Below are 15,124 nucleotides of genomic sequence, written 5' to 3'. Positions count from 1 at the left end.
TCAGTGTGGCAGTTACATGATGAACATGGCGTCGCCGAACGAATAGAAGCGGAAACGTTCTGCGATCGCGGTCGCATAGGCTTTGCGCGTAAGGTCAAGCCCGGCGAAGCTGGAGATCATCATCAGCAGCGTAGACTTGGGCAGGTGGAAGTTGGTGACCAGTGCATCGACTGCTTTCCAGCGATAGCCCGGCGTGATGAACAAGCGCGTGTCGGCTGTAAATGCCGCGACCGGCCGCCACGGGCATAGGTCCATACTCTCTTCCGGGTGCTGCGGGTCGCCTCCCGCGCTCACGAGCGCGGCAGTCTCGAGCGTGCGCGCGCTGGTGGTACCGACCGCGACGATCCGTCCGCCGGCCAGCTTCGCCTTGTTGATGATCTCGGCGTCCTGCGTGCTCAGTTCGGCGTATTCGCTGTGGATCTCGTGATCTTCGATCGTCTCGACCTTGACCGGTTGAAACGTATCGAGGCCGATATGCAGGGTGCAGTGGGCGAACACAACGCCTTTGCGGCGAAGTTCGATCAGCAGGTCGGGCGTGAAGTGCAGGCCGGCCGTTGGCGCTGCCGCCGAACCTTCCTGCCGCGCATATACGGTCTGGTACCGTTCGGGATCGCTCACCGGCGTGTGGATGTAGGGAGGCAGCGGCGTTTGGCCGATCTGCGCGAGGTGACTACCGGGCGGCTCGCTGAATTCCACAACGCGCTCCGCGCCGCTGAGGTCTTCGACGATCGTCGCTGTCAGCGTCGAGTTCGCGAAGGAGAGCTGCATGCCAACGGCGATGTTCTTGCCGCCTACCAGCGCATTCCAGCGCGTAGGCGCGAGCTGGCGCAGCAGCAGAATCTCGGCGGCGCCACCGGTGGGCTTGATGGCCGGGATCCGGGCTGGCACGACGCGTGTCGTGTTGAGCACCAGCACGTCGCCCGGGTTGAGCAAGTCGGCGATATCGCGGAAAGCACGGCCGGTGTCGATCGCGGCGTTTTCGCGATCCACCACCATAAGCCGTGACGAGTCGCGCGGTTCCACGGGAGTCTGCGCGATCAGCTCTTGGGGCAGTTCGTAGTCGAATTCGGAAATGTGCGTCATGGGACTTTAGAACAAGCTGGGTTGATCCGGTGGAGCAGGGGCGGTCGGCGGAATGGGTACGCCGAGATGTTCGTAGGCGGCGGGCATAGCGACGCGTCCGCGCGGGGTCCGTGCGATGAAGCCAAGCTGAATCAAGAACGGTTCATAGACGTTCTCGATGGTCGACTGATCTTCGCTGATCGCCGCCGCGACCGTGTTGAGGCCAACCGGACCGCCGCCAAATTTCTCGATAATCGCGCGCATCATGCGCCTGTCGATGTCATCCAGCCCAAGTTGGTCGATCTCCAGCAGCTCAAGTGCCTCTCCGGCGACCGGGCCGGTAATAATCCCTTCGGCACGCGTCTGGGCATAATCGCGCACGCGCCGCAGCAGTCGCAAGGCAATGCGCGGCGTCCCGCGCGAACGGCGGGCTATCTCGCTTAAACCCGGTGGCTTGACATCGACATGCAGCATTTCGGCGGCCCGCTTGATGATATGTTCCAGCGCGGGAAGGTCATAGTAGTCGAGGCGAAACCGCGCGCCGAATCGATCACGCAGCGGGGCTGCCAAGAGCGCTAACTGGGTCGTTGCGCCGATCACCGTGAAACGCGGAAGCCGCAGACGAACGTTCTTAGCCGCCGGGCCCTTGCCGATCACGATGTCCAGCGCGAAGTCTTCCATCGCGGGATACAGAATCTCCTCGACGGCACGGCCAAGCCGATGCACTTCGTCGATGAACAGGATGTCCCCCGCCTTAAGGTTGGTGAGGATCGCGGCGAGATCCCCGGCGCGTTCGATGCTCGGGCCGGAGGTAATACGGATATTGGTCGCCATCTCGTTGGCCATAACGTGCGCCAGCGACGTCTTGCCGAGGCCGGGCGGGCCGTAGAACAAGGTGTGATCGAGCGGCTCTTTGCGCATGCGCGCCGCCTCGATGATGATCGACAGATTCTCCCGCACGCGGTCTTGGCCGACCATCTCGCGCAGGTACTTAGGGCGGAGCGCGGCGTTTTCGCGTTCGTCTCGCTTCAAGCCGCCGCTCACCAACCGCTCTTCAGACATGGGTCAATCCGAACATCCATTCCAATCTGCCGCGAGTATATCACAGCGGCCTGCACGGTCGGAGCCTGACATTGCATCGACTCCGGCGAATAGCGCATACTTAGCGGCATGGTTCTAGCGAACAGGAAATCACCCATGGAAAACGTGTTTGTCTCGCAGCATCCGCTTGTCAAGCACAAGCTGACTGCGTTGCGCGACGTGCAGACGCCCCCGCGCGACTTCCGCGACCTCGTGCGCGAGCTGTCGATGCTGCTGTGCTACGAAGCGACACAGGACTTGCCGGGAATCGTGCGCTCGGTGCAAACTCCACTTGCGACGGCTGAAGGCTACCGATGCGCGGATGTCGGTGTGGTGCCGATCTTGCGCGCCGGCCTCGGGATGCTCGAAGGGGTCATGGCCATGCTGCCAAGCGTGCAGGTGTGGCACATCGGCATGCGGCGAGACGAGGAAACCCTTCAGCCGATCACGTACTACAACCGCCTACCGAGCCAATCGCACATGAACTTCTGCATCGTGCTCGACCCGATGCTCGCTACCGGCGGTACGGCTGTCGCGGCGGTTACGCTGCTGAAGAATGCCGGCATCACGCGGATCAAGTACATGGGCCTCATCGCCGCACCGGAAGGCGTCGAGGCGCTGCACAGCGCGCATCCCGACGTGAAGATCCATGTGGGCGCCGTCGACTCCCACTTGAACGAGCGCGGCTTTATCGTCCCAGGGCTAGGGGACGCCGGCGATCGGCAGTTCGGGACGTAAGCTGCTCGGCGCCTGTGCGGCACACCCGCATTAGGCGCTTCCTTCTACCGTCAAACGCGACACATCACGCACAACTATGCTGCACTGAGTCATTGGGTGCAGCGACGACCATGACTTGAGCATCGCACAGAGGAACTGACCCATGACCTTACGCCCTAACACAATCGCTGCAAACACCGTGAAGCCGAACCGCAAATGGTTACTCATCGGCGCGCTCATCCTTGTCGCCTTCAGCATATACCTCCTTGCGTTCTTGCTGCCGGACACGATCCGCGCGATGGCCGGGCCGTCGGACCTCGACCTCGACGCAGCACCGGCAGTGGTCAGCGGTGAGAGCATGTACGTGACGCTCACCGGTGGGGCGTGGGACTGCGACTCATTCAACGAAGTGCGTGGTGTTAGCCTTACACTGCTCAAGTATGGCAGGTTGCGAGAGGAAACAAGATACACCGAAGCGTTCTTCGTCAGCAATTCACGCGATACGGCGGCTTATGTGACTCTCTCGGGTGCGGTCGACTGTGATGACGTGACAGACACGCAGCCCACGGGCTATCTGTACGCAATGGATGAGGAACTCCAGCAGGCGCTGACAAACAACGCTCAGCTTGCAAGGTTCTTGTTCACCGATACGTTCGTTGAGATGTGTGGATACTGCGGTTACGAGAACTCGTTGATCGGAGTGATCTTCGGGTTCATTTTCCTGCTTTCCGGGTTGGGTCTCCTATTCCTGTACTTCAGGACGGGCAAGACCGCAGCGTCTGGGTTAGCCGGGTGATGAACGATACACGTCAAGCCGTCGGTCGCGACGAGCGGGGACACCCGCTAATAAGATTGCTCCGTTACGCCGGTGCGTATCGCAGGCGTGCGGCGGCGGCAACTCTATTCTCGGTCCTGAACAAGCTGTTCGATTTGGCGCCACCGGTCCTGATCGGGGCTGCCGTAGACATCGTCGTGCAGCAGGAAGCGTCGTTCCTCGGTCGAGCAGGCATTACCGATACGTTCACGCAGCTCCTCGTGCTCGCCGTGATAACGGCCGTCGTGTGGATCCTCGAGTCGCTCTTCGAGTACATCCATTCGATCTACTGGCGCAATCTGGCGCAGGCGGTCGAGCACGACATCCGGGTTGACACATATCGGCACATTCAGAGCCTCGAACTGGCGTACTTTGAGGATCAGAGCACAGGCGGCCTGATGTCGATTCTCAATGACGACGTGAATCAGCTCGAACGGTTCCTCGATACCGGCGCCAATTACATCATTCAAGTCGTGACCAGCATCACGCTAATCGGGATCCTGTTCTTCTCGACGGCGGGGGCCGTGGCGTGGCTCGCCGTCATTCCAATGCCGTTTATCGTAATGGGTTCACTGTGGTTCCAGCGCCGGCTCGCAACACGTTATGCCGCCGTGCGCGAACAGGTTGGTATCCTCAACGGCCAGCTCAACAACAATCTGTCCGGAATCGCGACCATCAAGAGCTATACGGCCGAGTCGTATGAGGTCGAACGGATCAGCGAAGAGAGCGACATCTACCGCGAGCGTAACCGCAGTGCGATCGCGCTGAGTTCGGCGTTCGTGCCTTTGATCCGAATGTTCATCGTCACCGGGTTCATCGCCATCATGATATTTGGCGGACGCTTGGCGCTGGCGGGCGAGCTCGAAGTGGCCACCTACAGCATACTCGTGTTTATGACGCAGAGATTGCTGTGGCCCCTGACGTCGCTGGGGCAAATGTTCGACCAGTATCAGCGGGCCATGGCGTCGATCAAGCGCATCCTGAACCTGCTGCAAACGAAACCGGTGATCGTCGATGGGGCAAACGGCCTGCCGACCGAAGGGGTAACCGGCGCGGTGGCGTTCGAAGATGTGACGTTCCGGTACTCCAGCGGTGGCGATGTTCTGACTGACCTGTCATTCGCCATCAAGGCGGGGCAGACTGCCGCGCTTGTCGGGCCGACGGGCGCCGGCAAAAGCACGATCATCAAGCTGCTGCTGCGTCTCTACGACGTGACGTCAGGCGCGGTTACACTAGAGGGGCACGACGTTCGAACGTTGAGGCTGTCCGACGTGCGACAGGCCATCGGGTATGTCAGTCAGGACGTGTTCTTGTTCCACGGGACGGTGCGCGAAAACATCACATACGGGACGTTCGACGCGACTGACGAACAGATCGTCGCGGCCGCCAAAGTCGCCGAGGCGCACGAGTTCATCATGGCGCTGCCGAGCGGATACGACACGATTGTCGGCGAGCGCGGCCAGAAACTGAGCGGCGGTCAACGTCAACGCATCTCCATTGCGCGTGCCGTGCTGAAGAATCCGCCCGTGCTGGTGTTCGACGAGGCGACCTCGAGTGTCGACAACGAGACCGAGGCGGCGATCCAGCGTTCGCTGGAGAAGCTGGCTGTCGGGCGCACGGTAATCGTGATCGCACATCGCCTGTCGACCGTTCGCAACGCCGACGTCGTGTTCGTCATCGAGGGTGGCCGGTTGGCTGAACTGGGTACGCACGACACGCTTGTTCGAAGCGGCGGCCTTTACGCGGCGTTGTGGCGGGTTCAGATGGGCGAGCGGAGCAGCGCTGCCGATTAGCCTACAGGTCCGAGAGGATGCGCTGGGCGGCGAGGCGCGCGCCAACGATGTTGTTGGCTGCTGGCCCGACCTGAAGCTCGGCGAGTGCGCCCATGACGTACAGTCCCGGCGCCCAGCGCAAGGCGAGGGACGGGATCGGATAGCCGTCCTCGGCTACGGGAAGCCCATGATCGTAGACAAGGGAGTCGATCAGGGGACCACCGGGTCGGCGCCGTTCGAATCCGGTCGCCAGTATGATGCGGTCGGCCAATACGGGTCCGGCATCGGTATGCAGAGCCAGCATCGAGTCCACGTCCTGTAGGCCCTGAACTTCCGACTGGATCACGTCGATCAGCCCGTCTGCTTGAAACGTGCGAAGTCGTTCGGCCACGTCTGCCGTGATCGATCCACGGTGGCGCGCCTCGCTAATGATCCGCCGCCGCTCGATCCAAGATGGCACGTGTGCGAACCCACGTAGGTGGATCGGGTTCATCCAGCCGACGTCGGCATCGAAGTCATGCACGCGGAACGGACGCCGGTGGATGAGCACTACACGGCCCGAACCGTCGCGCGCGAAGAACGCCGCAATCTGTACGGCGGTGAGTCCGCCGCCGACGATGACCGTCGTCTCGCCGGCAGCCGGTGGGGGATGATAGCGCTCGAACGCGTGAACAATGCGGCCGGTGCCGCGAAACGGCCTCGCCCAACCTGGCCAATCGGGTTGATTGGAACGGCCGAGCGCAAGCACCACGTTGCGCGACTGCAGTGTGCCGCGCTCAGTCTCGGCGATCCACGTGGTACCGACCTTTCGCAGATTGTGAACTGTTCCGCACTCCAGCAGAAAGTCGAGCCGGTGTTTTGCGATAACGTGCGACGCATGCGCGTTGAACAGAGACAATGACGGACGCGAATAGGGCGCGATGTATTCGGTCGCGTTGTCGCGGCGCTGGACGCGGGCGTACAGGTTGAGCGAGCCTTGATCCCAATGCAGGTTGTGTACGGAAGGCGACCGCAGGTACGACATTCCGACCGCACGAGTCGTGGATGTCCACACATGCAGCGGCGTTTCGTGCGGGTCAAGAATGCGAATCTCGGCGTGGGGAACGCGCCCGCGCGCGACGAGCTGCAAGGCGGCGTGCATGCCGTGGATTCCCGCGCCGACAACGAGCCACGAAAGAGTCATGAGCGTTTGGTGTCTGACCCTGCGTGTCTCTCTTGCATCCGTGCCGAGATTGGGGTACAGTGTTTGCACGCAGGTTAACAACGCCACAGAGTAGCACATAACTCTGTACCTTATCCAGAGCGGTGGAGGGATCGGCCCTGTGAAACCGCGGCAACCCCCGTGCCTCAGAACACGGGAAGGTGCCAACTCCGGCGGAGCTTCGGCTCTGACAGATAAGCTTGTGTTGCGCAACGTCCTACGCCAACCAGCCTCGTTCATTTCCTTCTGAGCGAGGTGTTTTTGTTTTCAGAAGCATCTGCCATCCGCGCCGGAGCCTACGTCGATAAGGTTCCGGCGTTTTGATTCAGAGAGTCCGAGGGTGAGTAGACGATGGTGGATGTGAGCTTGGAACAGATCGCAGACGACAACACGAACGACGAAACCCGACCCGGCGCGAGCACCCGAGCGGTGCATGCAGGGGTGGCGAGGCAAAAGGCGCATCACAGCCTTAATTCGCCGGTTGTCCAAACGGCAACGTACACCTTTCGCGATACCCAGGACCTGATCGATTTCATGGAAAGTAAGGTCTGGGGCGAAGGCGAGGCGCGCGAGGAGTACGGGCGTTACGGCAACCCGACGGTGCACGCTGTGGAACGGCGCATCGCGGCCCTCGATGGCGCTGAAGACTCGGTTTTGTTCGCCTCCGGCATGTCGGCCGTGACATCGCTGCTGCTGACCGTGCTGCCGACGGGGTCGCATATCGTCATGACAAGCGACTGCTACCGCCGGACTCGCCAGTTCTGCAATACGTTCCTTGCCCGGCTCGGCATCGAGACGACGGTGGTGGAGTGTGGCGACTACGACGCGCTGGACGCTGCGGTGATCCCACGGCGCACGCGGTTCATCATCAGCGAATCGCCCACGAACCCGTACCTGCGCGTCGCGGACATGAAGGCGATCGCGGAGGTCGGCAAGCGTCACCGCGTGATGTCGCTGATTGACAGCACGTTTGCGACGCCGGTCAATCAGCGGCCGATCGAGTGGGGGATCGATTTCGTCGTGCACAGCGCGACCAAGTACCTCAGCGGCCACAACGACATTCTTGCCGGTGTCGTAAGCGGGCGGGCGGATCGCATCAAGGCGCTGCGAGACAGCCGCGGGGTACTCGGCGGTGTGGTCGATCCGCACAATGCGTATCTGTTGGAACGCGGGATCAAGACGCTTGGAATCCGGGTGCGGCAGCAGAACGAGACCGCACTCGCCGTGGCACGCTACCTGGAGCAGCATCCGCGCATCGAACGCGTGTGGTATCCCGGTCTGGAGTCGCACCCGGATTATCGGATTGCCGTTGAGCAGATGTCCGGCTACGGCGGCGTCATTAGTTTCGAGGTGGCCGGCGACCTGAAGACGACGTCACGCTTCATCGACGCGCTGCGGATCCCGTTCATCGCGCCAAGCCTTGGCGGTGTGGAGAGCCTGATCGAGCAGCCTGCGTTGATGAGCTTCTACGAAAAGACGACCGAAGAACGACTGGCTCTTGGCATCAAGGACAATCTGGTGCGGTTTGCCGTGGGAATCGAAGACGCCAACGACGTGCTCGCCGATCTCGAACAGGCGTTAGGCTCGGTCTAGGCCAGAGACTACTCGCGCACAGGCTGAAGCGGATTGGCCGGTTCGCGCAGCAGAATGCGCGAAAGTTCTTCGACGGACGGCCCGCTTTCGTATAGGCGGGTGGGGTAGGCCGGGCGAATGTGCGGAAGCTGATCGCTGTGATAGTTGATGATCGCTTCCGGATCCTTCAACACATGACCGGTCAGGATGCCGACGACCGTGTCGCCGCGTTGAATGATCCCCGCCTCGACCAGCTTGCGGGTCCCGGCAAGGGAACACCCCGAGGCAGGTTCGCAGCCGATGCCCGACGCGTCGATCAGCGCCTTGGCGTCCATGATCTCTTGGTCGGTGACGGATTCGACCACCCCGTTCGTCCAGTGGATCGTACGCACGGCTTTTGCGTAGTTGACCGGGTTGCCGATCTTGATCGCCGTAGCGATGGTGTCGGCTTTCTGCGGGATCAGGCGGTCGAAGCCACGGAGGTAAGCCTCGTAAAGCGGCGACGCCCCCTCTGCCTGAATAATGGCGATGCGGGGCAGGCGGTCGATCAGGCCAAGGTGGTGCAGTTCCCACAGTCCTTTGCCGAAGGCCGACGAGTTGCCGAGGTTTCCACCGGGGACGACGATCCAGTCCGGCACGTTCCACTTCAACTGCTGAAGCACCTCGAACATGATCGACTTCTGGCCCTCGAGGCGGAACGGGTTGACCGAGTTGAGGACGTAAATACCAAGCGCCTCTGAGACGGTGCGTACAAGCTCGAGGTTCTTGTCGAAGTCGGCGTCGATGCGCACCCCGGTCGCGCCATACGCGACGGCCTGCGCGAGCTTGCCGACAGCCACCTGCTTGTTCTGGAAGAACACGATGCCTTCGAGGCCAGCAAACGCCGCGTAAGCCGCCAACGAGGCTGACGTATTGCCGGTGCTGGCGCACGCGACGCGCTTCATGCCCAAGCGGCGCGCTTGCGTCAAGCCGCCGGTCATGCCGCGGTCCTTGAACGACCCGGTCGGGTTTTCGCCTTCGTGCTTGAGATACAGCGTGTCGACGCCGCACCAGGCGGCGAGGCTCGGCTGGCGGTATAGGTTCGTGTTGCCTTCGGGCCGGCTGACGATCAAGCTGTCGTCGATGTCGGGGTAGATCAGATCCTTGTAGCGCCAGACACCGGAGTTGTACGGGGCGTCGAGCGCGCCTAGCCGGCTGTCGAACAACTCACGAGTCGCGGTCGACTTGAGCGCGCCGAGGTCATGGCTGACGTCGAGCAGTCCCCCGCACGAGTCGCACACGTAGATGACCGCGTCGATTGGGTATTGTCGCTCACAATCCATGCACTGTAAGATGCTCGCCAAGTTCAACCTCTCGTGCGACTCGCTTAACCCGGCGCCAAGGATAGCACCGTTCATGTTGATTTCTAGGGCAGAGGCCTTCGCCCCAGCCAGCATGGCGAACCTCGGAGTCGGGTTCGACATCCTCGGCTTGGCGCTCGATTCCGGCGGCGATATCGTGCGGGCCGAATGGTCCGAGACGCCGGGCGTCACGATCGCCTCGATTTCGGGCGATGGCGGCCGGCTTCCCCTCGAGCCAACCAGAAACACCGCAGGCATCGCTGCTGCTGCCGTGCTCAAGATGACCGGAACGCAACGGGGCGTTTCGCTGTCGATCACCAAGGGGCTCCCGCTGGCGAGCGGACTTGGAAGCAGTGCGGCAAGTGCTGTGGCCGGAGCCGTAGCTGTCAACGCCCTGCTGGGCGATCCACTGTCCCGCAGGCAGCTGCTTCCGGCATGCCTTGAGGGCGAGGCGGCCGTAAGCGGGTACCACGCCGACAATGTCGGTCCTTCGCTACTTGGCGGAATTCTGCTTATCGCTGGTACTACGCCTGACACGCTTTTCGGGTTGCCTGTGCCAGCGTCGCTCGTGTTTGCCATCGTTACGCCGAGCGTTGCGGTGCCGACGGCAGAGGCACGCGCAGTCCTTCCCCAGTCCGTACCTCTTAAGACGATGATTCATCAAACTGCGTACGCCGCGCGGGTCGTTGACGCGCTGCACAACGGCACCATTCAGCAGCTCGCGGCTGCGATGGAGGCCGACATCGTTGTTGAACCGGCTCGCAAGCACCTGATGCCGCGATTGGAGGAGTGCCGCGCGGCCGCGAAAGCCACCGGCGCCTACGGGCTGGTCATCAGCGGTGCGGGGCCGACGCTTGCCGCGGTGTGCGATGATCGCGAGGTGGCCGAGCGCGTCCGCACGGCGCTTATCGCGGTGTATGACGAAGTGGGGATGGCCTGCGACGCGCGAGTTGCGGCGGTGCATCAACGAGGCGCGCACGTCCTGTCAGCCGGGCGCGAGAACGAATTGTGAAATTCACAACAATCCGCTATACTGCGGCTAAATTTCAGATTGCCCCCGATCATAAACAAAGGACACCGACGTTATGACAAACCTTGTCAAGAACTACATTGGTGGTCGCTGGGTAGAAGGCCGGTCCGGTCAGACGTTTGAGACGTCCAACCCGGCGACGCTGGAGTTGATCGCGCCTGTGGTTCGGAGCGGGGCAGAAGATGTCGCCGATGCGGTTGCTGCCGCGAAGTCCGCTTATCAAGCGTGGCGGTTGACACCGGCTCCACGGCGTGGAGAGCTACTGTTCAAGCTTGCGCTGATCCTCACCGAACGCAAGGACGACCTCGCGCGGTTGATGACTCGCGAGATGGGTAAGACATTGGCCGAGACCCGCGGCGACGTGCAGGAAGCCATCGACATGGCGTACTACATGGGCGGCGAGGGGCGGCGGCTCAAGGGCTATACAGCGCCCGTCGAAATGCCAAACAAGTTCGGCATGGCTCTTCGCGATTCGGTCGGAATCGTTGGCCTAATCACGCCGTGGAACTTCCCGGTCGCAGTGCCGAGCTGGAAGATGCTGCCCGCACTCGTCGCCGGCAACACGGTCGTTTGGAAGCCGAGTGAGGATACGCCAGCGTCTTCGGCGATGTTCGTGCAAGCGTTCATCGACGCCGGGTTTCCGGCTGGTGTCGTCAATCTCGTGCTTGGTTACGGCGATGCGGGTGCGGCGCTCACGGAACATCCCGACGTGCGCATCCTGTCGTTCACCGGCTCGACGACGACCGGGTTGGCCGTATATTCCAAAGCCGCCGCGCTGGGCAAGAAGGTCACGCTGGAAATGGGCGGCAAGAACGCCATCATCGTGCTGGACGACGCCAACCTCGATCTCGCGGTAGAAGCGATCACGTGGAGCGCGTACGGGACGACCGGCCAGCGCTGCACCGCGTGCAGCCGGTTGATCGTGCAGTCCGGTATTCGGCCGAAGCTGGCCGAGGCGCTGCTCGCCAAGGCGAAGACGCTGGTTGTCGGCGATGGCCTGAAGGACGGCGTCACGGTCGGGCCGCTGGTCAACCAGAAGGCGCTGGAGAAGGTGTCGTCGTACATGGACGTCGCCCGTCAAGACGGCGCGCAGCTGCTCATTGGCGGCGGACGCGACGTGGATGCGGGGCCGGGTTACTTCTTCCAGCCGACGCTGTTCGGCGGGGTGACGCCCACGATGCGGATTGCGCGCGAAGAGATCTTCGGGCCGGTGCTTTCGATGATCGAAGTCGGGTCGCTCGAAGAAGCGGTGCGGGTCAACAACGACTCGGCGTACGGGCTGTCGAGCAGTATCTTCACCGAGAACGTCAACAAGGCGTTTCAGGCGATCCGCGATCTAACGACTGGCATTGTGTACATCAACCACGGTACGACCGGAGCCGAGATTCAGTTCCCGTTCGGCGGTACGCGTGGCACAGGGAACGGAATGCGCGAGGCAGGGCAGGCCGGGCTGGACAGCTTCACTGAATGGAAGTCGGTCTATGTCGACTTTAGTGGACGACTTCAGCGCGCGCAGATCGATACGGATGCCGTTTTGTCCGGCGACTTGAACGGAAGTTGAGTGTTCTGGCAAATCGTGCGAAACGTAGGTTAAACTAGGGCTGATGTTGACGTGGGACGCGAGCTACGAAATTGCGCTTGCATTGAGGGAAGCGCATCCCGACGTGGATCTCGAGCGTGTTGGCATAGAGCAACTTGAGCAATGGGTCATCGCGTTGCCGGACTTTTCCGACGACCCTGCGATGGCCAATCAAGGTCTGTTGGAGGCGATCCTTCGGGATTGGTATGAGGAGAGCAGCGGTGTATGAGCAGTAAGGAACTCGACCTCAGGCAGGTTCACGATACGGAGTTCCCCCTGCCGGCAGAGATGCAGGGCAACGTAGCCGTCACGAGCTTGAGCCGAATCTATAACTGGAGCCGGCGTTCCTCGATGTGGCCGATGCTGTTTGGCCTGGCGTGCTGCGCGATCGAAATGATCGGTACGGCGGCGTCCCGGTTCGACTTCAGCCGCTTCGGCATGGAAGTGATGCGCGCGACGCCCCGGCAGTCCGACCTGATGATCGTCAGCGGCACGGTGACCAAGAAAATGATCGTGCCGATCGTGCGCCTGTACAACCAGATGCCCGAGCCGAAGTACATCATGGCTATGGGCGCGTGCGCTTCCGGCGGCGGCCCGTTCAAAGAGGGCTATAACGTCGTCAGCGGCATCGACAAGTATTTACCGGTCGACGTGTACGTACCGGGCTGCCCTCCGACACCACAAGCGCTGCTGCACGGCCTGATTGCGCTGCAGAAGAAGATCGACGGCCAGTCGCTGGCCAACCTGGACGACGTGCCGTGGTATGGCGTCGGCCCGAGCGAGCCTGCTCCGATCCCCATTCTCGGACCGGATATCATCGACCCGCGCCAGATGGACTTGATCCGTCGCCAGGCCGAGCTTGCGGCCCGCGGCGAACCGACATATGTGCGCGAGCTTCCGCCAGTCGTAAAGAAGGCGAAGGCGATCCCGAGCAAGGCGGTGAAGGCCGCTGCAACGGCCACGGCGTCTGACGGGGATGAAGATCCGCGCAAGGAAGAGATCCTTAAGCGTCGGCTTGCAGCTCTGGCTCGCAAGCGTGCGCGTGATGCTGCCAAGGCCAACTAGGACACACGATAGGGAGCGACACGATGGTTGACCATGCGGCAGAGCCCGTAGAGACCCTCAAGACCGGCACGACCGATGAAGCAGTTGCGTTCCTGCTGGAAAAGTACCCCGGCGCAATTAGCGCCGATACCCGCCCCGGCTTTCAAGGCGTGATCGTCGACCCGGCCAAGCTGGTCGAGGTTGCGCAGACGATCAAGGACGAGCTGGGCTTCGACTATTTGTCGAGCGCTACGGCGGTCGACTACCTCGGCCACGGCGACCACCTCGAGATGGTTTACCACGCTTACCGAATCTCCGGCGGCCCCGCGCTCAATTTCAAGGCGCAGACCGACCGCGAGAATGCCAAACTGCCGTCACTTGTTGGGGTTTGGGGCGGAGCAGACTTCCAAGAGCGTGAGGCGTACGACCTGTACGGAATTCACTTCGACGGGCACCCCAACCTCAAGCGCATCCTGCTATGGGAAGGCTTCGACGGCTACCCGATGCGCAAGGATTGGAAAGAAGCCTACTACGAGCAGGAAAGCAAGCCGTTCGACAGCCGCTGGCCTTCCGGATGGGTCCACCGTTCGGAGGAGAAGAACGTATTCGGCAAAAACGTCCGGTATCCCGCCGATTTCGATCTGGCGAAACTGACGGATCTGTCAGAAGAGTCGCTGTACAAGATGTCCGGCGTTGGCGTCGAAATGCAGACGATCGAAGCGGGCATTCGCACGGACAAGCTGGTCGTCAACATGGGGCCGCACCACCCGAGCACGCACGGCGTGTTCCGCATGATTATCTCGCTCGACGGCGAGACGATCGACACGCTGGAGCCGGTGATGGGCTATCTGCACCGCAACCACGAGAAGATCGGCGAGCGCAACACGTTCCTGATGAACATGCCGTTCACCGATCGCCTCGACTACATCAGCAGCATGGGAAATAACCTCGGCTATGCGTTGGCTGTGGAGCAGCTTCTTGCTCGCGGTGCGCGCTACAACCCGCCGACTTACCGTGCGGAAGTCATCCGTGTATTGATGACCGAGTTGACGCGTATCGTCAACCATCTGTGGTCGATCGGCTTCCTGTTGAACGACCTCGGCGCGTTCTTCACGCCGATGCTGTACGCAAACGCCGAGCGCGAGAAGATCCTTGACTTCTTCGAAGCGACGGCAGGCTCGCGGCTGATGTGCAATTACATGCGTTTCGGCGGCGTGTTCAAGGACATCCCCGAGCGCATCAAGAGCGTCGCGAACCTCGTCAACGACCGCGTGCGCGACTATGACACGATGCAGTTCCTGACCGAGATGATCAACGAGCGCCTGCCGCGCTTCCTCGACGAGTACGATCGCTACCTGACGGGTAACGAGATCCTTCGCGAGCGGTGTATCGGTGTCGGTATCCTGACGGCAGAAGATGCCATCAACTACAGCACCGCAGGCCCGCTGATGCGCGGCAGCGGCGTGCCGTACGATATTCGCCGTGCCGAGCCGTATAGCATCTATCCGGAACTCGACTTCGACATCCCGGTGGGCCAGAACGGCGACATCTTCGATCGCTACAAGGTACGTATGCTGGAGATGCACGAGTCGCTGCGCATCTTGCGTCAGATCCTTCCGCGCCTTGAACAGACCAAGGGCGAGCCGATCGTGGCCGTTACACAGCAGTACAGCCCGCGTGTTCCACCGGGCGAAGCGTACGGGCGTGTCGAGAACCCGAAGGGCGAGCTGGGCTACTACGTCGTCAGCTATGGCGACGACAAGGGCAATCAGAACCCGTGGCGCTACCACGTTCGCGCGCCAAGCTTCATCAATCTGACCGCGCTCGGCCCGATGTCACACGGAATGAAGATTGCAGACGTCGTGACGATATTGGGCAGCATCGACATTGTGCTGGGCGAAACGGATCGCTAG

13 protein-coding genes and 1 riboswitch are annotated in these 15,124 nt (G+C 61.6%); of the genes, 9 read left to right on the top strand and 4 right to left on the bottom strand.

What is annotated here, in order from left to right; genetic code table 11:
- Positions 1-12 precede the first annotated feature (12 nt).
- A complete protein-coding gene (queA, locus tag IPM16_07025; protein ID MBK9122861.1) occupies positions 13-1,083 on the bottom strand; it encodes a tRNA preQ1(34) S-adenosylmethionine ribosyltransferase-isomerase QueA in 1,071 nt (356 codons plus the stop codon).
- Between the two features lie 6 nt (positions 1,084-1,089).
- On the bottom strand, positions 1,090-2,124 hold the full coding sequence (ruvB, locus tag IPM16_07020) for a Holliday junction branch migration DNA helicase RuvB (protein MBK9122860.1): 1,035 nt from the start codon (positions 2,122-2,124) through the stop codon (positions 1,090-1,092).
- A 135-nt stretch (positions 2,125-2,259) separates the two neighbouring features.
- Between ruvB and upp the strand changes: the two genes are divergently transcribed.
- The 3 genes from upp (at position 2,260) to IPM16_07005 (ending at position 5,466) form a co-directional block, all read left to right on the top strand.
- On the top strand, positions 2,260-2,880 hold the full coding sequence (gene upp / locus IPM16_07015) for a uracil phosphoribosyltransferase (GenBank protein MBK9122859.1): 621 nt from the start codon (positions 2,260-2,262) through the stop codon (positions 2,878-2,880).
- A 142-nt stretch (positions 2,881-3,022) separates the two neighbouring features.
- Positions 3,023-3,655, top strand: a complete 633-nt coding sequence (locus tag IPM16_07010) for a hypothetical protein (protein ID MBK9122858.1) — start codon at positions 3,023-3,025, stop codon at positions 3,653-3,655.
- Complete coding sequence (locus IPM16_07005) at positions 3,655-5,466, top strand: ABC transporter ATP-binding protein (protein ID MBK9122857.1); 1,812 nt, start codon at positions 3,655-3,657, stop codon at positions 5,464-5,466. The genes IPM16_07010 and IPM16_07005 overlap by 1 nt, the downstream gene beginning before the upstream one ends.
- Position 5,467: 1 nt before the next feature.
- Here the strand turns inward: IPM16_07005 and IPM16_07000 are convergent, their stop codons facing one another.
- Positions 5,468-6,628, bottom strand: a complete 1,161-nt coding sequence (locus tag IPM16_07000) for an FAD-dependent oxidoreductase (GenBank protein MBK9122856.1) — start codon at positions 6,626-6,628, stop codon at positions 5,468-5,470.
- 107 nt (positions 6,629-6,735) lie between these two features.
- A riboswitch (SAM riboswitch) is annotated at positions 6,736-6,847 on the top strand.
- A 150-nt stretch (positions 6,848-6,997) separates the two neighbouring features.
- Here IPM16_07000 and IPM16_06995 point away from each other — a divergent pair.
- Positions 6,998-8,239, top strand: a complete 1,242-nt coding sequence (locus tag IPM16_06995; protein MBK9122855.1) for an aminotransferase class I/II-fold pyridoxal phosphate-dependent enzyme — start codon at positions 6,998-7,000, stop codon at positions 8,237-8,239.
- A gap of 8 nt (positions 8,240-8,247) precedes the next feature.
- Here IPM16_06995 and IPM16_06990 read toward each other — a convergent pair whose 3' ends face one another.
- Positions 8,248-9,540, bottom strand: a complete 1,293-nt coding sequence (locus IPM16_06990; GenBank protein ID MBK9122854.1) for a threonine synthase — start codon at positions 9,538-9,540, stop codon at positions 8,248-8,250.
- A gap of 73 nt (positions 9,541-9,613) precedes the next feature.
- Here IPM16_06990 and IPM16_06985 point away from each other — a divergent pair, with 73 nt between their 5' ends.
- From IPM16_06985 to IPM16_06965, 5 genes are all read left to right on the top strand, one after another.
- Complete coding sequence (locus IPM16_06985) at positions 9,614-10,570, top strand: homoserine kinase (protein MBK9122853.1); 957 nt, start codon at positions 9,614-9,616, stop codon at positions 10,568-10,570.
- 73 nt (positions 10,571-10,643) lie between these two features.
- On the top strand, positions 10,644-12,149 hold the full coding sequence (locus IPM16_06980) for an aldehyde dehydrogenase family protein (GenBank protein MBK9122852.1): 1,506 nt from the start codon (positions 10,644-10,646) through the stop codon (positions 12,147-12,149).
- Positions 12,150-12,192: 43 nt separating this feature from the next.
- On the top strand, positions 12,193-12,396 hold the full coding sequence (iscX, locus tag IPM16_06975; GenBank protein MBK9122851.1) for a Fe-S cluster assembly protein IscX: 204 nt from the start codon (positions 12,193-12,195) through the stop codon (positions 12,394-12,396).
- A complete protein-coding gene (gene nuoB, locus IPM16_06970; protein ID MBK9122850.1) occupies positions 12,393-13,232 on the top strand; it encodes an NADH-quinone oxidoreductase subunit NuoB in 840 nt (279 codons plus the stop codon). The genes iscX and nuoB overlap by 4 nt, the downstream gene beginning before the upstream one ends.
- A gap of 23 nt (positions 13,233-13,255) precedes the next feature.
- Positions 13,256-15,124 (top strand): NADH-quinone oxidoreductase subunit D, encoded by a 1,869-nt coding sequence (locus IPM16_06965; protein MBK9122849.1) that lies wholly within the window; start codon positions 13,256-13,258, stop codon positions 15,122-15,124.

It is taken from the genome of Candidatus Flexicrinis affinis, from assembly GCA_016716525.1.
Classification (GTDB): domain Bacteria; phylum Chloroflexota; class Anaerolineae; order Aggregatilineales; family Phototrophicaceae; genus Flexicrinis; species Flexicrinis affinis.
The sequence above is the reverse complement of the archived record's forward strand: the minus strand, read 5'-3'. Positions and strand labels throughout refer to the sequence as shown.

Excerpts from the sequence above, each read along its gene's own strand:
- IPM16_06965 (MBK9122849.1), top strand. The coding sequence starts at position 13,256 with ATGGTTGACCATGCGGCAGAGCCCGTAGAGACCCTCAAGACCGGCACG.
- ruvB (MBK9122860.1), bottom strand. The coding sequence starts at position 2,124 with ATGTCTGAAGAGCGGTTGGTGAGCGGCGGCTTGAAGCGAGACGAACGC.
- IPM16_06985 (MBK9122853.1), top strand. The coding sequence starts at position 9,614 with ATGTTGATTTCTAGGGCAGAGGCCTTCGCCCCAGCCAGCATGGCGAAC.
- IPM16_07005 (MBK9122857.1), top strand. The coding sequence starts at position 3,655 with ATGAACGATACACGTCAAGCCGTCGGTCGCGACGAGCGGGGACACCCG.
- iscX (MBK9122851.1), top strand. The coding sequence starts at position 12,193 with ATGTTGACGTGGGACGCGAGCTACGAAATTGCGCTTGCATTGAGGGAA.
- IPM16_06990 (MBK9122854.1), bottom strand. The coding sequence starts at position 9,540 with ATGGATTGTGAGCGACAATACCCAATCGACGCGGTCATCTACGTGTGC.
- queA (MBK9122861.1), bottom strand. The coding sequence starts at position 1,083 with ATGACGCACATTTCCGAATTCGACTACGAACTGCCCCAAGAGCTGATC.
- upp (MBK9122859.1), top strand. The coding sequence starts at position 2,260 with ATGGAAAACGTGTTTGTCTCGCAGCATCCGCTTGTCAAGCACAAGCTG.
- IPM16_07000 (MBK9122856.1), bottom strand. The coding sequence starts at position 6,628 with ATGACTCTTTCGTGGCTCGTTGTCGGCGCGGGAATCCACGGCATGCAC.
- IPM16_06980 (MBK9122852.1), top strand. The coding sequence starts at position 10,644 with ATGACAAACCTTGTCAAGAACTACATTGGTGGTCGCTGGGTAGAAGGC.
- IPM16_07010 (MBK9122858.1), top strand. The coding sequence starts at position 3,023 with ATGACCTTACGCCCTAACACAATCGCTGCAAACACCGTGAAGCCGAAC.
- IPM16_06995 (MBK9122855.1), top strand. The coding sequence starts at position 6,998 with ATGGTGGATGTGAGCTTGGAACAGATCGCAGACGACAACACGAACGAC.
- nuoB (MBK9122850.1), top strand. The coding sequence starts at position 12,393 with ATGAGCAGTAAGGAACTCGACCTCAGGCAGGTTCACGATACGGAGTTC.